The sequence below is a fragment of the Mycoplasma anseris ATCC 49234 genome (assembly GCF_000702805.1).
In the GTDB taxonomy this organism is placed as follows: domain Bacteria; phylum Bacillota_I; class Bacilli_A; order Mycoplasmatales; family Metamycoplasmataceae; genus Metamycoplasma; species Metamycoplasma anseris.
This window is the reverse complement of sequence record NZ_JNJX01000002.1, coordinates 43,692-64,121: the sequence shown is the minus strand read 5'-3', so window position 1 is coordinate 64,121 and position 20,430 is coordinate 43,692. Positions and strand designations below refer to the sequence as shown.

Sequence of the window (20,430 nt, the reverse complement as noted above, 5' to 3'; positions counted from 1 at the left end):
TAACATGAACAAAATTAACTTTTTCGCATTAGGTGGACTTGATGAAAATGGCAAAAATGCCTATGTTTTAGAAATTAATGGCAAACTTTTTATTATTAACTCAGGAACTAAAGTACCAATCAATTCTCACAATGGGATTGATACATTAATTTGTAATTATGACTATTTAATTAAACGTCAAAAAGATATTGTTGGGTTATTTTTAACAGATGTTCAAAATAAAAGTTTTTCAGCAATTCCTTGAATTTTAATGCAAATAAAAGGATTAAAAATTTATACTTCAACTTTTAATAAAATAGTTTTAATTGATCGGATTTCTAAATATAGCATTGAACATAATGAATATGATGTTAATGTTATTAATCGTCCCCAAAAATTTAATGATGTAACCATTACTCCTTTTAGTATTGCCGGAGCAATGCCTGGGCAACTTGGTTTTAATTTTGAAGTAGATGATGGCAATATCTTATTTTTAAGTAATTTTGTTGATGGGGATTTAGGTCCTTATGGTAAAACTGATTTAGCAAAAATTAAAAATATTTTGAATAATAAAGAATTAAAAATGTTAATTATGGATTCAAATCGTTCTAATTATCCAGGTAAATCAATTGAAAAATTATGAGTATCTCGTAAAATTGAATACAAATTTAAAGAAACTCCTGAAAATCAAAGAATTATTGTTGGTCTTTATGATGAAGATATGATCACTGCTCATGAAGTTTTAATTCTAGCCAAAAGATATAAAAGGCCTGTTATAACTTATGGAAGAACTTATTCACAATTAATAAATTTAGTAAGTAAAATTGATCAAACCTTGCAATGACCAGAATTTATTGATTATCGAGCCGCTAATGACGTTGACAATGCTGTTATTTTAGTAACTGGGGCAATTGAAAGACTTTATTTAAGATTTATTCGTATTGCTTCAAATAATGATATTTATTTAAAATTAAAACCGACTGATGCTGTTATTTTTATTGCTCCTCCAGTAAATGGATTAGAAGTTAATTATGCTTTAACTTTAGATGAAATTGCAAGACATACTTCTAATTTAATTGAATTAGGATCAGACCAATATTATGCATGTAATCCAGCTAGCCAAGATATTTATGATTTTATTAAGGCATTAAAACCAAAATATTTTATTCCTATTCAAGGACTTTATCGTTATTTAGTTGTTGCTTCAAAAATAGCAAGAGAAGCTGGAATGAATCAAAACAACTGTCTAGTTTTACAAAATGGAAAAGTGGCTGAATTTAATAATTGAGAATTAGTCAGTCAAAAACATACTTTAAGAAATGTTGGGGATGTAATTATTGATGGATTTGGAATTGGCGATATATCTCACGAAGTAATTAAAGAAAGAGAAAATCTAGCTCGGGATGGAGTGTTAGCAATTTCTACTTTGATTGATTATAAAAAGAAAAAACGTATTAATGAATTACAAGTTAATTCCTATGGTTTGATTACTAAGGACAACAAAGAAGTGGTTTATAAAGTAGTTGAAGACCTATTTAAAAAAGAATTTGACGATAAAAAACCGCATGAAATTGATTTAAAGGACATTCAAGAAAGATTAAGAAAATCAATTAAAAGAAAGATTTATAAATTAATTGAAAAAGAACCATTAGTTGTTATTACTTTATATGAAATTTAAAATGACTGAAGCGAATTTAATTAAACAAAAGAAACAAAAAAAGGAAAAGCTTTATTTTGTAAGTAAAGATGCCAAAATCATTTGAACTTTCATTTTAATGTTGATTACTTTTTTAACAATTATTTCTTTTATTAATGTTAAATGATTAACAACAATTCATTCATATACAATTAATGTTCTTTTTGGAGCTTATTCTTCAATTTTTTACTTATTAGCAATGCTTTTTTCAATTTGAAAATTATTTAATTTGAAAAAAACTTATAGCTATAAAATTTTTCATTTTAGTTTATCTAGATTAGCCTTTTTAGGTTTTTGTGTCTTATTGCTTGGCACAACAATCATGGTTGTAAGCAGCTTCCATTTGAAATTTAATACTGGTGAGTCATTTAAAAATGTTTTTGGCGCTTGATTTAATCAATTTAAGCAAGACAATGATGTTTATTTGCCATATAAATATTCAACCGGAGTGATTGGAATCTTCTTTTATTCAATTTTTAGTTTATTTGGTGCTAAAAGTGGACAAGTAATTGCTTTTATTATTTCAATCTTATTGTTATTTCTTTCTATTTCATTTTTCTTTATTAGCGATCAAAGATTTTCATTATTAAGTTTAAATAAAGCTAAAAGAGAAAAAGCCAAGGAATTAAGAAAAATTAAAAATAAAACAAGTGTACAACTTAATCATTCTAAGAACTTACTTGATAACAATTTAATTAATAATAATGATCGAATTATTGATAATAATAAATTGCAAGAACAAAAACACGATCTTTCAGAATTAGACCAAATTACGATTGAAAATGATGTAGTTGATATTATTAGCAACAAACCAGAACAAATTTCTGAAGCACAAAACAATTTAACTAACACAAACAATTTAAATTTAGAAGAAGTGGAATTTGACTTAGACCCATTTGATGATACTTTAGAAATATCTAATGAATTAGAACAAACTGGAGTGATTGAGAAAACCAGTGTTATTGATGAATATGTTTCAAAACATGTGGATGCAAAAGAAATGGAAGAATACTTAGAAAAATCTAAAGAATTTGAAAAACCAATTCCTTTAGAAGAACAAGAATACTTCTTTAATAATCTTGATCAAGAAAAACCACAGCCAAAAAATGAGACTAAAAATAAACGTTATTCTTTAATTGAAGATAAAGACAAAATGTTTTAATTGATACTAGTGATTTTAATAAAAATCGCTAGTTTTTTTGTCTTTTTTTGACCTTACCAAAATACATAGTATTTTTGGTATAATATAAACATTTATTAGCAAAAAAGGAGCAAATATGAGCAAACAAGATGAAATAAATAAATATGGTGCTAGTAATATTCAAGTTCTAGAAGGTTTAGAAGCTGTTAGAAAAAGACCAGGAATGTATATTGGCTCAATTGGGTTTAGGGGACTACATCACTTAATTTGAGAAATTGTTGATAACTCTGTTGATGAAGCGATGGCAGGTTTTGCTACTACCATTGATATTAAATTACACCCAAATAATATTATTGAGGTTGTTGATGATGGAAGAGGAATGCCAGTTGATATTCACCCATCAACCAAAAAATCAGCTGTTGAAACAATTTTAACTGTTTTACATGCCGGCGGTAAATTTGATAGTTCTAATTACAAAGTTAGTGGTGGATTACATGGGGTCGGAGCTTCAGTTGTTAATGCATTAAGTGATCATTTTGAAGTTTGAGTAAAAAGAGATGGCAAACTACATTATCAAGAATTTATTAATGGTGGCCATCCGATAAAACCCTTAGAAGTCATTGGTGCAGTTGATGTAAATGATACTGGAACAAGAATTAAATTTCATCCAGATTATTTAGTTATGGAAAAAGTTGATTTTGATTTTGGAACAATTGTTGATCATGCAAAGCAAATTGCTTATTTAAACAAAGGTCTAAGAATTACTTGTGAAGATTTAAATAAAAATGTCAAGAGAAACTTTTATTTTGAAGGCGGAATTATTGATTATGTAAACGAATTAAATAAAGGTAAAAAATTGATTATTCCCAACGTTATTTATGCTGAAGGAACTTTTAAAGATAAACAAGAAAATGCTGAAGACGTAATGGTTGAAGTGGCTTTACAATATAATGAAAGTTATAGTTCTAATATCGTTTCTTATGCAAACAACATTCAAACTTCAGAAGGTGGAACACACGAACAAGGTTTTTATGATTCATTAACTAGAATTTATAACAATTATGCTGAAGAAAATAAATTATTTAAAAATGCTAATGAAAAAATTAGCCGTGAAGATGTTAAAGAAGGTTTAGTAGCCATTATTTCCATCAAACATACTGATCCAATTTTCGAAGGTCAAACCAAAGGAAAATTAGAAAATAAAGATGCCAGAATTGCAACTAATAAAGTGCTTTCTGAAACTTTAGAAAGATTTATGATCGAAAACCCAGATCATGCCAAAGCAATCATTGAAAAATGTTTAGCAGCTCAAAGAACTAGATTAGCTGGAATTGCAGCAAGAGAAGCCTCAAGAAAAAAAGATGGACTAGAATTAGGTAATTTACCTGGCAAATTAGCCGATTGTTCAACTAAAAATGCCGAATTAAGAGAATTATTTATTGTCGAAGGTAATTCTGCTGGCGGTTCTGCTAAAATGGGTAGAGATCGTGCCACTCAAGCTATTTTACCTTTAAGAGGAAAAGTCATCAATGCTGAAAAAAATGATTTTAGAACAGTATTAGCAAATAAAGAAATAGCCACCTTAATCCATGCCTTAGGTACTGGCATTGCTGATGAATTTAATATAAATAAATTAAGATATCACAAAATTGTTATTATGACTGATGCTGATGTTGATGGTGCTCATATTACAACTTTATTATTAACCTTTTTCTACAGAAAATTACGTCCATTAATTGAATATGGTTTTGTTTATATAGCGCAACCTCCTTTATATAAAATTACTAGTGGAAAGAATGTTGAATATGCTTATAATGATGCTCAAAAAGAAGAAATTTTAGCTAAATTAGAAGACAAAAAAAATATCAATATTCAAAGATACAAAGGGCTGGGAGAAATGGATCCTGAACAACTTTGAGAAACAACAATGGATCCAAATACAAGAAAAATGCTACAAGTACAAATTGATGACATTGCTAGCTGTGATACTGTATTTGCAACTTTAATGGGTGAAGAAATTGAACCTCGTCATGATTTTATTCAAGAAAACGCAAAATATGCCTCAAACATTGATTTCTAAAGACCTTGTATTTTTAAAAAATCAAGGTTATACCAATAAAACTTATAAAGACGAGCAAAACAATTTCTTTGTCAAGAAGAAAAATTATGATGAATTTAATCATAAGATTGATTATTTTATTTTAAACAAATTAGCTTTTTCACCAAAAACAGTTATTGATAACCAACAAGAATTAGTAACTTTATGAATTAATGGTAAGACTCTTTCAGAAAATGTAAATCCAACTGATAGCCAATTAAAAAAAATCGCAAAGAACTTAATTACTTTGCATAATTCCAAATTACCTTTTCCAAAAGAAAATCAAGTTGCTAGAAGATTTAAAATATATCGTCAACAAATAAAGGCATTAAATAAAAAGATTCCAATATTAGATAAACATTATAAAAAAATCAATTTATTTTTAAAAAATATTGATAATAGTGCCCCTGTACATAATGATTTATGATTATTTAACATGATTGAAACAAAAGACGAAATTTATTTTGTCGATTGAGAATATGCTTCAATGGGAGATGTTCATTTTGATTTAGCTTACTTCATTGAAGGAAGTAATTTAACTTCAGCTCAGGAAAAAACCTTTCTTGAAGCTTATGGCGATGATTTTGAGCCTAAATATTTATTAGCTCATAAAATAATCGTAAATGCCTTATTTGTTTTATGAAACAAAAAACATGAAATAGATGTTTTTGATGACACTTTATTTCAAGAAAAAGTTGAAAAATATATTGCTTTATATGACCAACTTTATACTAAATAGGCGAATTAGAATTTTTATTAAAAGTGAGTTATTATATGAAAAAAAACAATGACATTAAAGCACATTGAGTTTTGAAAACTCAATTAAACTTCGAAATTCCTGAAGTAATCAAAAAAGTAAAAGAAACCTTTGGTAAAAAAGTTTCTGATGAATTGAAACAAATTAAATTTTTTAGAGAAGGTTTTCATAATCATACTTATATTGGTAAATACAAAGATATCTGAGTCCAAATTAGAATTCCTAAAAATATTGTTGATATTAATTATGATTCTGAAAAAAAATTGGTGGCTCAATTTAAAGATTATTTATTTGTTCAAGATGGATTAATTATCAAAAAATGATTCCCAGGACAAGATTTATTTAAATTAGAAATTAATGATAAAATTATTAATTCAGTTTTCAATTGTATAATGAGTTTCCAAAAATTGAGTGCCGATATTAACAAGTTTGATTGAAATGCTTATAAAATTAATGATCCAAAATATCACCAAATTTTAGCAAAATATAAAGATGAAAAATTAGTAATAACTCATAATAATTTAAAAAGACATAATGTCTTAATTAATAAATACGGTTTTATTAAATTAATTGATTTTGAATTTGCTTCTTATAATTCAAGATATGTTGATCCTGTTTCTTTACATTTATTTTTAGGTATCGATAAACAAAAAATTATTGATTTCTTTAAATTAAAAGAAGAAAAATTTGATGATTATTTATATTTATTAAAAACTTTTAGCAAGGCCACTTATAACAATGTTTATGCTAAAATTAAAACTCCTGAAAATAAGATATCTGATTCTTTATTAGAATGAGAAAACCGAGATTATTCAATCTCTAATCGCTTTATTGCCCAAAAATATTACAATCAGTTTGACAATCAATTAGAAATTAAAGAGATTGAAAAATTTTACTTTGTTCCTTGTTGTGTATATGAAGATAGAGATCGTATTATTTGACGATGATTAAATTGTAGTCCAACAACCATGATTAATAGTCGACAAATGAAAGTTTTAGCAAGAGCCTTAAGAAACTTACATGATTCAGATGCCAAGTTTCCAAAATTCATTTTAAAAGAAAAAATCGATTATTATTTTAACCAAATTCCTAAAGATGAATTAAATTCAGATTTTGAAAATAATCAAGAATTACTAGATGATATATTTAGTTGAATTAAGAATGTAAAACCTGATGCAAATTGTCATAATTATTTGAATTTAAATAACATATATTTTACAAATAACATTAATATATACATTATTAATTGATCAAGGGCTTATTATAGTAATCGCTTTATTGATATCGCAATTTTGTTTGAGCATATTAATGCTTCTAAATACTTAGAACAAGTGTTTTGAAGAAGCTATGATATGTTTGAACCTAAAGATTTTTATAAATACCGGATTATTGCTTATTTTGCTGCCTATTTATACAATAAAGTTTTAGATGGAGATTATACTCAAACAGGAATTAATATTAAAAAGATTAAAGAAATTTATAACAATCGAGGTTAAAAATGGAAGAACAAAAGGATTTAAAGCAACTAAATCAAGAACAAGAAGTTCAAAATAATACTCAAAAACCAAAGAAAAACAAAAAGAATGTTTTATTAACCTCCTTAGTTTTTGGTGGTTTAAGTACATGCTTTTTAGCTTTAATTGTTGTTCCTTTAGTTTTTAAGCAAAAACGTTTACATGCTAAAAATACTTTGGATGATTTTTTAGATTTAAAATTAGAAACCAAACCTTTAGTAATAAAACCAAATGAAACTCCAGATACTAATAAAACCACTTTTATTAGCGAACAAGAACAAAAAAATATTGCTAGTTTTTTTAATCAAGGTTTTAAAAATAAATTGACTACTCAGAAGTCTTTTAAAAAGGGTCAATTACCACTTGTTTCGTTTAGCTTAGAACCACTTTTTATTAATGATAAAACAAATAAAATTAAGATTCATTTTAATGAATGGATTCAAAAACCAGAAAACAAAATTGATTCGTTAACAACAATTACTTCTAATCAAAAAAATCTTATTTTTTCATTTGATATTTTGAATTTCTTAAAGGATTATCAAAAATCCGAAAACACAAATAATAATATTGATAAAGAACCAGTTGTATCTTTAAATTTATTAAAGCAATTAGATTTATTTAAAACTTTTTTTACAATTGTTATTGAAAACGACAATCAATATTATTATAGTGATTTAAAAGGAGAAATTGCTATTAGAACTTTTTTTAAAAAGACAATTGAAAATGCTAGGGAATATGCTGAAAAAAATCCTGATATTAAAGACATCTTAGATTTTAAAATTACTAAATCCATCATTTCTGCTTATATAAATGTTGATGAAGTAAATAAAAACATTGTCGATTGTCATTTTGAAAATATTATTGAGTTTCAATATGAAAAATAAAAAAATAGCCACATTATTAATGGCTATTTTTTTATATATAGCTTATTAAGCTTTTGGAGTAGCATCAGTGATGATTGTGTTGATGTCTTTTTCTCTTTCTGCTTCAGCAGTTTTAGCAGCTTTTTCTTCATCAGCTTTAATAGCATCTTCTAAAGCTTTTAAATCTGTTGATAATTTGGTTTTTACTTCTGTTGAATCTTTTTCATCTTTTGCAGCTTCAACTGAAGCTTTTAAAGTTTTAACTAATTCAACATATAGTTTGTCTTTTTCTTCTTTGCCTTCATTTAAAGCTGTATATTTTTCAACAAGTTCTTTAGCTTTTTCAATTGCTTCTAGGTGATCAGCATTTTCTTTAGCCACTTTATCATCATCTTTAAGTTGTTTAGCACTATTTTCTATAACTGATTTTTCAGGAACAATTTCCTTGCTGGTTTCGTCATAGTACTTTTCATATGCTTTACGAATATAGGTATTTGTATATTCGATATCATCTTTGATATTGTTAATTGTTGATGTTTTTTTATCAATTTCAGCCTTGTTTGTTTTTTTGTCTTCTTCGGTTTTTGATAATTCAGCAATTTCACTTTCTAATTTTTCAATAGCAGCTTGACGAAGTTCATTTTTAGCAATATAGTCTTTCATTCATTCATCAATTGTTTCTGTTTTCTTTTCAGCTGGTTTTTCAACTAAATATTTTTTGGCAGCAAATGCACTAACTGCAGCAATAGTAGCAACAGCAGCTGTTCCACCAATAGCTCCTAAGAAAATGTATAAACCTTTACGGTCCTTCTTTTGCTTCTTTTCAGCCATATATTTTCCTTTCGAATTGTAAAATTATAATTTTCATGAATATTATACAAAAATGAATATATTAATTAAAAAAACTTGTTATATTCTTTAAAATTAACAAAAAAATTAAACTTATATGTTATTAAAAAATGTTGAATTTAATTAATATAATGGTAAATAAAAAAGATCATTAGAAATTAATGGTCTCCTCTTGAAAAATATTTCTTATAAAATGCCTTTTCACTATTGACTTTTTCAACAAATTTTTCATTAGTTAATTTAAATTCAGCCAAAGTTGAAGAAAGAATTTTCAATAGCTTTTCAATGTTTTTTGCATCATTGAAAAACTTGTTATTAGCAATAAAAAACTTATGAACAACTTCATTTCGAATCTTTAAGAATTTATAAAGTAGTTGTATCTCTTTTGAATCAAAAGCATTTGAATCTTGGCATGATTTTATAACTTGCCCCATTGTCATTAATGACATTTCTTTATTCAAAATTCAAGCTTTTTTTGAGATTTCAACTAATTCGTTTTCTTTTAAAACCTTTGATTTTATTTTTTGATTGATTGAATGATAACAAATAATAAGAGCTATATTGTGTTGAATATATTGAGATTCTTCAACAATTTTGCCAATTCAATGATAAATATTATTCATATTGGTTTAATAAAATATAAAGGTTTTTGGTATCTTCTAATGATAAAGATTCACTTCTTATTTTTTCATCAAAACCAAGAATTTCTAAAGCTTTAATAATTTTTTCTGGATTATATATATTTTTTAAGTTATTGACCAACGTTTTTCTTTTAAATTGAAACAACAATTTAATAAAATTTAAAAATTCATTTTTTTCTAACTCTAATTTTTTATAAAAATCTAAAGTTATAATAGCTGAATCAACCTTGGGTTTGGGATTAAAATTATTAGCTTTTACATAAAAAGCTAATTGACAATCAGCAACAAAATTCATTGATAAAGTTAATTTTGAATATGCTTTAGTGCTTGGTTTGGCAATGATTCTTTCAGCTACTTCTTTTTGCACCATCAAAGTTGCTTTTTTAATTTTATGATTATATTTAATTAAATGAAAAAGAATATCACTAGTGATGTTATAAGGGATGTTTCCAATAACAACAACGTTTTGTTCTTCATTGAAATCATATTCTAAAAAATCTTGGTTTTTAATAACAACATTTTCTTGTTTAATTTTATTTGTCAATTCATTATAAAGCTCGTTATCAATTTCAAACGCCTTTAAGGTTTTAATTTTATTTAATAATTCAAAAGTTAATGCCCCATGCCCTGGTCCAATTTCAATTACATTTTTATTTTCAATATCTGCTACTTTTATGATGTTTAAAATAACACTTTTGTTATTTAAAAAGTTTTGCCCAAAACATTTTTTTGCTCTGATTTTCATTACACACCAAACACTTTCTTAACATTTTTTTTAATTTGTTCTACAAAAGCATTTAAAGACATATTTTTTAATCCGGCAATATATTTATAGGTATATTCAATATAAGGACTTATATTTGGTTTACCTCGCATTGGCATTGGTGCTAAATAAGGGGTATCGGTTTCACAAAATAAACGATCAATTGGAATTGCTTTAACAGCTTCTTGAGTAGATTTACCATTTTTAAAAGTAACTACTCCTGAGATTGAAAAATAAATATTAGGAAATTCTAAATATCTTTTTACTAATTGGGCATCTCCACTAAAAGAATGCATAACAATTTTTAAATCCCTAAATTCTTTTTGGCTAACTATTTCAAAAGCATCTTCTAAAGCATCTCTAATATGTAACATTGCTACAATTTGATGCTTCTTTGCCAATCTTAATTGGGCTAACATGGATTCTTTTTGAATTGCTTTTGAAGGCGAATCTTCATAATGATAATCTAAACCAAATTCACCAATCCCAATTACTTGATCATTCATAATTTCTTCTAATAATTTAGCGTCATTTTTGCCGGTTGCCAAAGTTGGATGAACACCAATAATTGGATATAAATATGATTCTTTATTTGCTAATTCAATTACTTCTTTTGAGTCTTCAATATTTGTTCCAACAAGAAACATTTTTTCCATATTTTGGTTATACCAATCTTTTACAATTTCATGAGGATTTTCATAATATTCTTTAAATGGATGAGTATGAATGTCGATAAATTTCATTATTTTTCCTCCATTAATAAATTAAAAATTTCTAGAATCTTGACTTGTCAAATGATTTTGTTTTGCTGATAATCGTTAGGATTAGAAAAAGATAGACAATCACTTACTATTTTAATAATGCTTAAAGCAACATTATTAATAATGGCACAATGAATCAAACTAGTTGATTCCATATCAACGATATTAACTTGATTAAAGTTATTTTTTATTAGTTCTAAATCTTTAATTGTTGCAAAATGATCAGCTGAAACAGCATTAGTTTTAGCAATTGTTTTTAGTTTTCTTTGAATCATTTCATTCAATTTAGAATTAGTTTTAAATTCATAAATCTGGTTTGGCAATTGACCTAATTTATAATTAGGCAACATAGTTAAATCAACATCATAATAAAATAATTTATCAATTAAAAAAGGAGTCCCAATTTCAGCTTTTTGAATACACCCAGCTGGTCCTAAATTAATAACCTTATTAATTTTTTTAAATTCATTTAAAACTTTGGTTAAAAATACACTTGCATTAACCTTGCCAACCCCGCAATGAGCAATATAAAACAATTGCTCATTTTTTTTACATAATAAAACATTTTGAAATTCTTTAAATTGTGAATTAAATAGGTATTCTTTTTTAATTTCAACATGACTTAAAATAAATTCAGATTCTTGTTTTTCTGCAAAAATAAATAACAGCATTATCTCTCCTTTGGCTAATTAAATTTTAAAGTAAATATATTAAGTTTATTTTATTTATTATGTTTTATAATTATAAGCATACTATTTTAATAGTATTTAAAAGTAAAATGAAAGGAAAATATGATATTAAAATACGACACAAAACGTAATCAAGATATGTTATTAAAAGCTGTTTTTGAGGGCCAAGATTGTTGTACAACTGTTGCCAAAACCGCTAATCATATAACTGAATATTTTGATAAAAACGAAGCTTATATTTATATTTCAAAAGATGTTAAAAACTACTATAGTTTTTTAAAAGTTGTAGATAGTATTATTCTTTCACAAAGAAGAAATTACCAAATTGATATTTTATCATTTGCTAGTTTCTTTTTAAGCGTTGAAGAAGTTTTAAGAGCATTTATTTTACAAGAAGCATTTCATAATGAAGAAATTTTTAGTATGAAAACAGCTTCTAAAAAGGAAGAAAAAAATACTATTTCATTATATTTAGCAGATGAAAAATACCATTTATTTGCTGAAGAATATGTAATTCTTGCTAATGCTATTAAAGGAGCAAGAGATTTACAAATTACTCCTCCTAATATTGCAACTAGTGAAAAAATTGCAGCCAAAATTGAAGAAGAATTTTCACAAAATCCCGCTTTAAAAGTAACGGTTTTAAAAAGAAAAGAAATTGAGAAAGAACAAATGAACTTGCTATTAGCTGTTAACTCTGGAAGTTCATATGAACCAAGATGTGTTATTGTTGAATACAACGGAAACCCAGAAAGTAAAGAAAAATATGTTTATGTAGGAAAAGGAATTTGTTTTGATACTGGTGGATATAACACTAAGGGATATCACATGGATGGCATGAAATTTGATATGTCAGGTTCAGTAATTTGTGCTTATGCTGTTAAAGCATTGGCTGAATTAAAAGCAAAAGTTAATGTATCAGCAATAATGATGCTTACTGACAATGCAATTGATACTCATGCCACAGTTCCTGAATCTGTTATTAAATCGATGTCAGGTAAGACTGTAGAAATTACAGATACTGATGCTGAAGGCAGATTAGTATTAGCCGATGGATTATTTTATGGTGCAACTAAATTAAATGCTTCTTTATTAGTTGATGTAGCAACATTAACTGGAACTATGACCAGAGCATTAGGCAAAACTTATTCAGGAATTTATTCAACTTGTGATAAAAACTGAGAACAATTTGAAAGTGCTGCTAAAACTGCACATGAAAGAGTTTGAAGAATGCCTTTACATGAAGATTTTCATAAACCAAATAAATTAAGTAAAGTGGCTGATTTAAACAATTATTCAACCACTGAATTATCTGACTGTAATACCGCTGCTATGTTTTTAAAAGAATTTACTAATAATGTTCCTTATATCCATTGTGATGTTGCTGGAACAGCTGATGCTAAAGGAATTGGTTTTGGAGTTTTAGTTTCAACATTAGTTGAATTTGCTAAAAACCAAAAATAAGGAGAAAAAATGGAATTAATTAAATCATTAGAATTTAAAAGAAACAATGATGTTTTATTAAAAGCAATTTTTGAAGAAGACCAACTACCTGAACATTTAGTAAAAAAACAAGGTGCAATTACTGAATATTTAAAAGATAATTTAGCTTATATATATTTAGGCAAAAAAGCCGATTTAGATTATGAAACTCTTTATGATTTAGCAGTTAATTTACCAAATCAAACACCAAGAAATTATCAAATTGAATTAGCTTCATTTGTAGGCCCAAAACTATGTATCAAGGGTGTGGTTGATGCTTTTGTTAAAGGTTTAAACTTCACTAATGCAAACTTATATAACAAAAAAACATTTACAAAGAAAGTAAATTCTAGTCAGATTACTTTATTAATTGAAAAACCATCAGAAGAAGTAATTGAAGTATTTAAAAAGGCCTTAATCTTAATTGAAGCCCAAAACTTTGCAAGAAATTTAGGAGTAACAGCCCCTAATGACTTAAATTCTGAACAACTAGCTGATTATATTGTTAAGGATTTTAAACAATATCAAAATTTAAAAGTTAAGGTTTTAAAAAGAAGAGATATTGAAAAATTAGGAATGGGTTTATTATTATCAGTTAACCGTGGTTCAGTTTATGAACCAAGAGTGGTGGTAATTGAATATAATGGTGATCCTACTACTAATGAAAAAACCGTTATGATTGGAAAAGGAATTACTTTCGATTCAGGTGGTTATTCATTAAAACCTTCAAGATATATGTTAGGTATGAAATATGATATGTCAGGTTCAGCCATTGTTGCGGCAACTATGAAAGCAATTGCTCAATTAGAACCTAAAAAGAATGTTTCAGCAATTATGTGTATTACTGATAATAGAATTAATGGTGATGCCTCATTACCTGATTCTGTATGAACCTCAATGTCAGGAAAAACTGTTGAAATTAACAACACTGACGCTGAAGGTAGATTAGTTATGGCTGATGGACTTTATTATGGAGCAACCGTTTTAGAAGCAACTAGATTAATTGACGTTGCTACTTTAACTGGGGCAATGGTTTCAGCTTTAGGAAGCACTTACACTGGAATTTGAGCAACAAGCGAAACAGCTTGAAAAGAACTTAAAAAAGCTGCTGATATGCAACATGAATTAGTATGAAGAATGCCTTTTGATGATGATTATGCTGTTAATATCAAAAATTCAGTTGTTGCCGATTTGAAAAACACTGATTTATCTGGTTTAGCTGGTTCTTGTTCAGCAGCCATGTTCTTAAAAGAATTTACCAATGAAGTTGAATTTATTCACTGCGATATTGCCGGAACCAATGATATTGATGAAAAACCAATGTTTGCCATGGTAAAAACCTTAATTCAATTAGCCTTAAACTAAAAAAAACGAAACTGCTAAATTAATTTGGCAGTTTTTTAATATTTAAGTTAGAACTAACTTAAATAATTGTAAAATAGTATTAAAGTGAGGAAAAATGGAAAAAAGAATTGACTTAAATAAACTTGTAGAAAACCCAATTAATAACTTTACTAAACCAATATTAGCCAATCTTTTTAATGTCTATAAAGAATTTGTGAATCAAGAATTGATTAACCCTTCTCGTGAACAATTCGATGAAATGATTGCTTTAGAACAAAAGATTACAAATATTGATCAGCATTTAGCGCAAGAAAGAAAAGCACATAAGGTTGGGGCAAGAACAACTGCCAATGTATTTATTATTATTTTTTCAGTTTTAATTATTGGTTTGTTTTTCATGTCATTTTTAGTAAAAAATAATCGTATTCTTAAAAAATATCGAGAAATTGAATCTAACTATTTAAATGAACAAAATAGTATGATTGACCAAAAAAACAATCATTTATTAAGTATTTTCGCTAATCATAGTGAAAACGATATTAAAGCAGCGATTTGAAAACGCTTTAACGTTAATGAAATTAAAAATTACAAATATCAAGAAATTGAAACGGCCATCAATCTTTTTAATAAAGACGTTAAAGGAATTGCTTCGATTTCAAAATATGATATCCGAAATTCAGTTTTTTATGACTTAGTTTTAGTTTATCAATATATTCAAAATATAAGAACTTCAGCAAGTGAAACTCGTTATAATTCCAAAGGTGAATCTTATGTTGTTACTTCTGTTCATGATGAACCAACCCCTTTTATTGAATATGCTGGATTCAATGTTATTCCGACTAATTATTTACCAGGCTTGAATTTCGAAGAAACTGATGCTTTAACTTCAAGACAAATTGCTAAAATGAAAAAACGCGGTGAATATGTTTTAGAAAATGAAGAATTTTGTAAATCATATTGATTTAGATATAACAAAGAAATTGAATTTATTAATTATTTTAGTACTTCAACTCAACAAAGATTTCTTGATTATAAAAGTTATATCACCGAAAACAAATTAAAGGAATCAAAAATTTCTAAGCTTTTAGGTAGTCTTATTTTAAGTAATAATTATTTAACAAATGATACCTATATTCCTTTTCATATTCTATCTTTAACTAATAATAACCCAAGAATAACTTTTAACCAAATAGCTGATTATATGTATAATCAAATTTATTCTTCATTAGTAACAACAATTTTAAATATTTCTAAGGTTTATTTACAAAAGAATTTAGCTATTGAAAACTATGAAACAAATGCTAATTCATTTATTGCCACTTATAAAGACCAAGAAAAAGTTGATACAACCAAGTCTATTCATTTCATAATTTTAAATCGTATTTATGAAAGAATGTTCTTTGATATCAATCACAAGAATATGGATAAATTAAGTTGATTTGAATTAAATAAAATTTATCCTATTAATAGCAATGTTGATTTATATGTAATTCAAAATAAATCATATTACTTTGAAGAACAAGTTGATTATTCAGGACAAGTCCCGGTGCCTTATAAAAGATATTATCCAATTTCTGAAGAAAAATATGTATTGCATTTGAAGAATTTAATTGATCCTGAAGATATTGTCGGTAATACTGGTGCCATTTTTAGTAAAAAACAATTAGTATATACAAGTATGGCTGACTTAAAAAAATCTAATTGAATAATTCCAAAAATTTATGAAGGATTAGAAAAATTAAATAATATCCGCGAGATTCAACAATTTTTGACTTTAGGTAATGTATATGCTGTAATTGATGATACTGGAGTATATTTATTCTTTAATTCAAGAACAAATTATTCCGAGACTAGAAAAAGTGATTTAGAAAATTACAATGTTTTTATACAAATCGCAACTTATTTATATAATTTTATTGAATCTGAAATTAATAATAGATTCTAAAAAAGGAAGGAATTATGTTATTTGATACCCGTAAAACTGATAACAATGAAGGTTTTCAACCAGAAGTAGACAATTCAATTAAAGAAGCAAAAGCCACAAAAGGTGAAAAAGCTTTATACATTTTTTTAAGTATTATTACTTTGGGAATATATTTCTTTGCAACTCATTTTCCAAAGAAAAATGAATTACTAAGAAGAATGAATGAAATTCAAGAAGCTTCCTCATTAATTCAAGCTGCTCAAAAGAAAAGAAGAGCAATTTTATTAAAAATGATGGATTCTTTAGAAGGTTATGCAAAACATGAAAAAGAAACTTTAGAACAAGTAACTAAATATCGTTCAAAAATTAGTGAAGCTAATGCTGATAAAGACTTAAATGAATTTAATAATAATTTAGCAGAAGCAACTAGAGCAATTAATGTTCAAATCGAAAGATATCCAGAATTAAAAGCTGATACTATGTATCTACAATTCTCTTCAGAAATTGTTATGCAAGAAGAAGAAATTTATGCAACCATTAGAAATTACAATTACAAAGCAACTTCATTTAACCGTGAAATCTACACTTTCTATACTGTTATTGTGGCTGAAAAATTAGGAATTTATAATCAACCTTTATTTAAAGCAACAAAAGAAGAAATGGCTGATGTTGATACTTCAAGATTATCAAAATAATTATTTAAATCTTATTTAAAAAAAGAGTTCCTCTTAAAGGAACTTTTTTATTATTTTCCTTAGTTAATAAAAAACCTCAAGCTCACTTGAAGTTTTTTAATAATTTTTTATTAAGCAACTAAACCATATTTTTTTAAGGTTCTTGCTGTTTTTGCGGTAACACGAACTGTTTTCTTAGTTCCGTTTTCTTGTAAAACAGTAACTTTTTGAAGGTTTAGATCAAATGTTCTTTTTGAAGTATTCAAAGCATGTGATCTTTTGTTTCCGCTTAGTGATTTTTGACCTGTTAATTGATCTCTACCTGGCATATTACTCTCCTGTTTTAAATTTTATACTTAATATTCTACAATATTTTTATTTTTTTTGTTTACAAATCTAATCTTTTTTAGCAACAATTTTATACACGTTATCATCAATTCAAACGGTATCACCAATTTTAATCTTAGTATTTCTACCCTCAGCAATTTTCCCATTAATTTTAATGATATGCGCTTTAATAAAGAATTTTGTCATTCCCCCAGTTGAAGTTAAATCAATTTTTTTAAGAAATTGACTTAATTTAATAAACTCACCATAAATTTCAATTTCCATAATTAAAATCCTTTATTTGGGGTAAATAATTGTAAGTTATTTGGATTAGAATCACTTGTTACCACGATTCTTAATTTATCTTTAGTAATGTTTAAGTTAATAATATCATCAAATACTGAAATAGCATCTTTTAAATATTTAGAGTTAATAGATAATTTTAATTCATCTTCATTATATTGGAAATTCTTTGTCTTAATTTCAGCATTAGCAATTTCATCTCTTGTTGAAGAAAAAATTAAAGTATCATGATCAACGTGTAATCTCATTTTGTTATAACTTTCTGAAGTAATGACACTCGCTTTATTCAATAAATTACTTAATTCTCTTTTTTCAATCACAAGCTTTGTTGCAAATTCCTTTGGAATTACTCTTGATACATCTTGATAAACTTGATCAATAACTTTGGTTTGAATAATTGTACCTTCTAATTCAAAGGCAACTTTGTATCTTGAAATAAATAAAGTAACTTCACCATTAAAATCAAATGTAAAAATATCTTTTAAGTTTTTAGCAACAATTGAAACATTAAAATCATTTAAATTTTCAACTTGTTTTGTTTCTTGAGCAAATCTATAACGATCAGTTGCTATAAATTTTAATACATTGTTTGAACATGAAATATTAACACAGCATAATACTAAATTAATTTCATTATTAGATGCAGCAAACAACACATTTCGAGTCATTTTTTTAAGTTCATCTCAGCTAATTTTTAAAGTATCTCCAAAAATAGAAAAATCGATTTCGGGAAATTCAGAAGTTTGATACAAATTTAAAGTATAACGATCATAATCAGTGGCAATTAACATAGTCTTATCATCAGAAGAAATACTTAAATCATTATCTAATTTTTTAATTATATTTCTAAAAATACTTAGTTCAACCACAGCTTTTCCTGGGGTAATAATTTCAGCATCAGCACTAACCTTAATAACATGTTTAATGCTTAATTCTCCATTTGAACCAATTAAAGTAATTTGATTATCTTCTGCTTCAATTAAAATTCCTTTCATAATTGGTAAAAATGGATTAGGATCAATTGCTCGATTGACCCTTTCGATGGCATTATCTAATAATAATTTATTAATTTTAATTTCCATAAAAACTCCTATAAGATCCTATTTAAATTTTCTTTAATTTTTTCAATTGCTAATTTTAATGATGAATTGCTTTGAATATTACTATCAATTCAATTTAAAGAAACAATAACAGTGCTATGTGATTGATTGCCAAACATTTTGCCAATATTTTGTAAAGAGTAATCAAAATTGTTCTTAATTAATCACATTGAAATTCTTCTTGCAATCACAATATCTTCTTTTCTTGTATTGGCAGTAATTTTTTTCTTATCGATCTTATAATATTTGGCAACTACTTCAATAATTCGTTCAGGGGTAATATTATCTTTTACTTGACTCACATTTTTAAAGATCATTTTCATTGTAGTTAAGTCATAAGTAAAATAATCATCTCCTTGGCTAAACAATTTAATTCTATTAATTGCTCCTTCTAAGTTTCGAATAGAATTTGAAAAATTTCGAGCAATAAATTTCAAACTTTCTTCTTCTCAAAGCTCAGGATTAATATTATTTTCTTTTAATTTAAAGTTTAAAATATCAATCACATCATTTATATCAGGCCTTGAAATTTGGATTGTAAGCCCTCCGCTAAATCTTGTTATAAATCGTTCTTCAAATCCGCCTAATTCTTCTGGTTTTTTATCAGCACTAATAATGATTTGCTTATTATTGTTAATCATTGTATTAATAATGTTAAACAAAACAATCAAGGTACTTTCTTTGTTGCCATATTGTTGTACATCATCAAACATTAAACAATCATAAGCTGTTAATTCATCGACAATTTTATTGATTTCTTCTTGGTTTTTGTTTTTTAAATTCTCAACTAATCTTCTTGTTAAAACATCAGGATTTATATATAAACAAGATTTATTTTTCTTAATAAATTCATTTCCAATTGCATGCAATAAATGTGTTTTACCCAAACCACTAGACGCATAAATAAAAAGGGGTGAAAATTCTACTTTATCGCTTTCATAAATTGTTTTAGCAGCTTTTAAAGCTAAAGAATTGAATCTCCCTACAGCATAATTTGCAAAAGTTAAATCTTTTTTCACATTGTTTTCTTTAGTTGTAATAGTCGTTTTTACATTTAATTTGGTAATTTGTTCTTTGTTATTAATTAAAACAATACTATATGAGTTATCAGTAATATTTTTAATTGTCCTTTCAATAAAACTAAAATAATCTTGTTTTACAAAGTTATAAACAACAGGGTGAACCTCAATGTAAATGGTTTTATTTTCCTTGTGAACAACATTTGTTAATGAAAAAAAACTACTATATGTAAATTCATCTATGTTATTTCTGACATCTTCGTGATACGCCTTATTAAGGGTATATAATTCTATTTGTTCTTCTTCCATGTTGTTAATTATATTTAAATAATTAATTTCTCATTACATTATTATCAAAAAATAGTTAATAAACTAACTTTATTAACATTATTATTAACAATGATTTTTTAAAAAAATATCATTATAAGAATATTTTTTATTGAAATTGTTAATATTTAATCAATATAAATTACAATGTTAATAACTTTGAAAAATAGATTCTTTTT

General features: G+C 26.0%; 19 protein-coding genes. 10 read left to right on the top strand and 9 right to left on the bottom strand.

Annotated elements, in window-relative coordinates:
* Positions 1-4 precede the first annotated feature (4 nt).
* The 6 genes from T401_RS0100870 to T401_RS0100845 all read left to right on the top strand — a co-directional run bounded on the left by T401_RS0100870 (position 5) and on the right by T401_RS0100845 (position 8,069).
* Positions 5-1,657 carry a ribonuclease J gene (locus T401_RS0100870; RefSeq protein WP_033178609.1) on the top strand — a complete coding sequence of 551 codons (1,653 nt, stop codon included), beginning with the start codon at positions 5-7 and terminating at the stop codon, positions 1,655-1,657.
* A gap of 1 nt (position 1,658) precedes the next feature.
* Positions 1,659-2,837 (top strand): hypothetical protein, encoded by a 1,179-nt coding sequence (locus tag T401_RS06475; protein ID WP_156935655.1) that lies wholly within the window; start codon positions 1,659-1,661, stop codon positions 2,835-2,837.
* Positions 2,838-2,952: 115 nt separating this feature from the next.
* Positions 2,953-4,896 carry a DNA topoisomerase (ATP-hydrolyzing) subunit B gene (gyrB, locus tag T401_RS0100860; RefSeq protein WP_033178608.1) on the top strand — a complete coding sequence of 648 codons (1,944 nt, stop codon included), beginning with the start codon at positions 2,953-2,955 and terminating at the stop codon, positions 4,894-4,896.
* The gene (locus T401_RS06470; protein ID WP_052169639.1) at positions 4,874-5,653 is read left to right on the top strand and encodes a phosphotransferase; all 780 of its coding nucleotides are present in this window, start codon (positions 4,874-4,876) and stop codon (positions 5,651-5,653) included. The genes gyrB and T401_RS06470 overlap by 23 nt, the downstream gene beginning before the upstream one ends.
* A gap of 35 nt (positions 5,654-5,688) precedes the next feature.
* On the top strand, positions 5,689-7,167 hold the full coding sequence (locus T401_RS06465; RefSeq protein ID WP_052169636.1) for a protein kinase family protein: 1,479 nt from the start codon (positions 5,689-5,691) through the stop codon (positions 7,165-7,167).
* A 2-nt stretch (positions 7,168-7,169) separates the two neighbouring features.
* Positions 7,170-8,069: a hypothetical protein gene (locus T401_RS0100845; protein WP_033178607.1), complete on the top strand. Its 900-nt coding sequence runs from the start codon at positions 7,170-7,172 to the stop codon at positions 8,067-8,069.
* A gap of 45 nt (positions 8,070-8,114) precedes the next feature.
* On the opposite strand, the gene T401_RS0100840 is transcribed toward T401_RS0100845, so the two are convergent.
* The 5 genes from T401_RS0100840 to T401_RS0100820 all read right to left on the bottom strand — a co-directional run bounded on the left by T401_RS0100840 (position 8,115) and on the right by T401_RS0100820 (position 11,733).
* Complete coding sequence (locus T401_RS0100840) at positions 8,115-8,879, bottom strand: coiled-coil domain-containing protein (protein ID WP_033178606.1); 765 nt, start codon at positions 8,877-8,879, stop codon at positions 8,115-8,117.
* 176 nt (positions 8,880-9,055) lie between these two features.
* On the bottom strand, positions 9,056-9,520 hold the full coding sequence (locus tag T401_RS0100835; RefSeq protein ID WP_033178605.1) for a hypothetical protein: 465 nt from the start codon (positions 9,518-9,520) through the stop codon (positions 9,056-9,058).
* Positions 9,513-10,283 carry a 16S rRNA (adenine(1518)-N(6)/adenine(1519)-N(6))-dimethyltransferase RsmA gene (gene rsmA / locus T401_RS0100830; protein WP_033178604.1) on the bottom strand — a complete coding sequence of 257 codons (771 nt, stop codon included), beginning with the start codon at positions 10,281-10,283 and terminating at the stop codon, positions 9,513-9,515. Before rsmA ends, T401_RS0100835 begins: the two co-directional genes overlap by 8 nt.
* Positions 10,283-11,044 carry a TatD family hydrolase gene (locus T401_RS0100825; protein WP_033178603.1) on the bottom strand — a complete coding sequence of 254 codons (762 nt, stop codon included), beginning with the start codon at positions 11,042-11,044 and terminating at the stop codon, positions 10,283-10,285. Before T401_RS0100825 ends, rsmA begins: the two co-directional genes overlap by 1 nt.
* Complete coding sequence (locus tag T401_RS0100820) at positions 11,044-11,733, bottom strand: 5'-methylthioadenosine/S-adenosylhomocysteine nucleosidase family protein (protein WP_033178602.1); 690 nt, start codon at positions 11,731-11,733, stop codon at positions 11,044-11,046. The genes T401_RS0100825 and T401_RS0100820 overlap by 1 nt, the downstream gene beginning before the upstream one ends.
* 120 nt (positions 11,734-11,853) lie before the next feature.
* Here T401_RS0100820 and T401_RS0100815 point away from each other — a divergent pair, with 120 nt between their 5' ends.
* The 4 genes from T401_RS0100815 (at position 11,854) to T401_RS0100800 (ending at position 17,196) form a co-directional block, all read left to right on the top strand.
* Positions 11,854-13,215 carry a M17 family metallopeptidase gene (locus T401_RS0100815; RefSeq protein ID WP_033178601.1) on the top strand — a complete coding sequence of 454 codons (1,362 nt, stop codon included), beginning with the start codon at positions 11,854-11,856 and terminating at the stop codon, positions 13,213-13,215.
* Positions 13,216-13,224: 9 nt separating this feature from the next.
* Positions 13,225-14,598: a M17 family metallopeptidase gene (locus tag T401_RS0100810; RefSeq protein WP_033178600.1), complete on the top strand. Its 1,374-nt coding sequence runs from the start codon at positions 13,225-13,227 to the stop codon at positions 14,596-14,598.
* A 94-nt stretch (positions 14,599-14,692) separates the two neighbouring features.
* Positions 14,693-16,522, top strand: coding sequence for a hypothetical protein (locus tag T401_RS06460; RefSeq protein WP_033178599.1), 1,830 nt, complete (start codon positions 14,693-14,695; stop codon positions 16,520-16,522).
* A 14-nt stretch (positions 16,523-16,536) separates the two neighbouring features.
* A complete protein-coding gene (locus tag T401_RS0100800) occupies positions 16,537-17,196 on the top strand; it encodes a LemA family protein (protein WP_033178598.1) in 660 nt (219 codons plus the stop codon).
* A 110-nt stretch (positions 17,197-17,306) separates the two neighbouring features.
* Here the strand turns inward: T401_RS0100800 and rpmB are convergent, their stop codons facing one another.
* The 4 genes from rpmB to dnaA all read right to left on the bottom strand — a co-directional run bounded on the left by rpmB (position 17,307) and on the right by dnaA (position 20,233).
* A complete protein-coding gene (gene rpmB, locus T401_RS0100795) occupies positions 17,307-17,504 on the bottom strand; it encodes a 50S ribosomal protein L28 (protein ID WP_033178597.1) in 198 nt (65 codons plus the stop codon).
* 67 nt (positions 17,505-17,571) lie between these two features.
* A complete protein-coding gene (locus T401_RS0100790; protein ID WP_033178596.1) occupies positions 17,572-17,787 on the bottom strand; it encodes an RNA-binding S4 domain-containing protein in 216 nt (71 codons plus the stop codon).
* A gap of 2 nt (positions 17,788-17,789) precedes the next feature.
* On the bottom strand, positions 17,790-18,887 hold the full coding sequence (gene dnaN / locus T401_RS06455; RefSeq protein ID WP_033178595.1) for a DNA polymerase III subunit beta: 1,098 nt from the start codon (positions 18,885-18,887) through the stop codon (positions 17,790-17,792).
* Positions 18,888-18,895: 8 nt separating this feature from the next.
* Positions 18,896-20,233, bottom strand: a complete 1,338-nt coding sequence (dnaA, locus tag T401_RS0100780; RefSeq protein WP_033178594.1) for a chromosomal replication initiator protein DnaA — start codon at positions 20,231-20,233, stop codon at positions 18,896-18,898.
* Positions 20,234-20,430 lie beyond the last annotated feature (197 nt).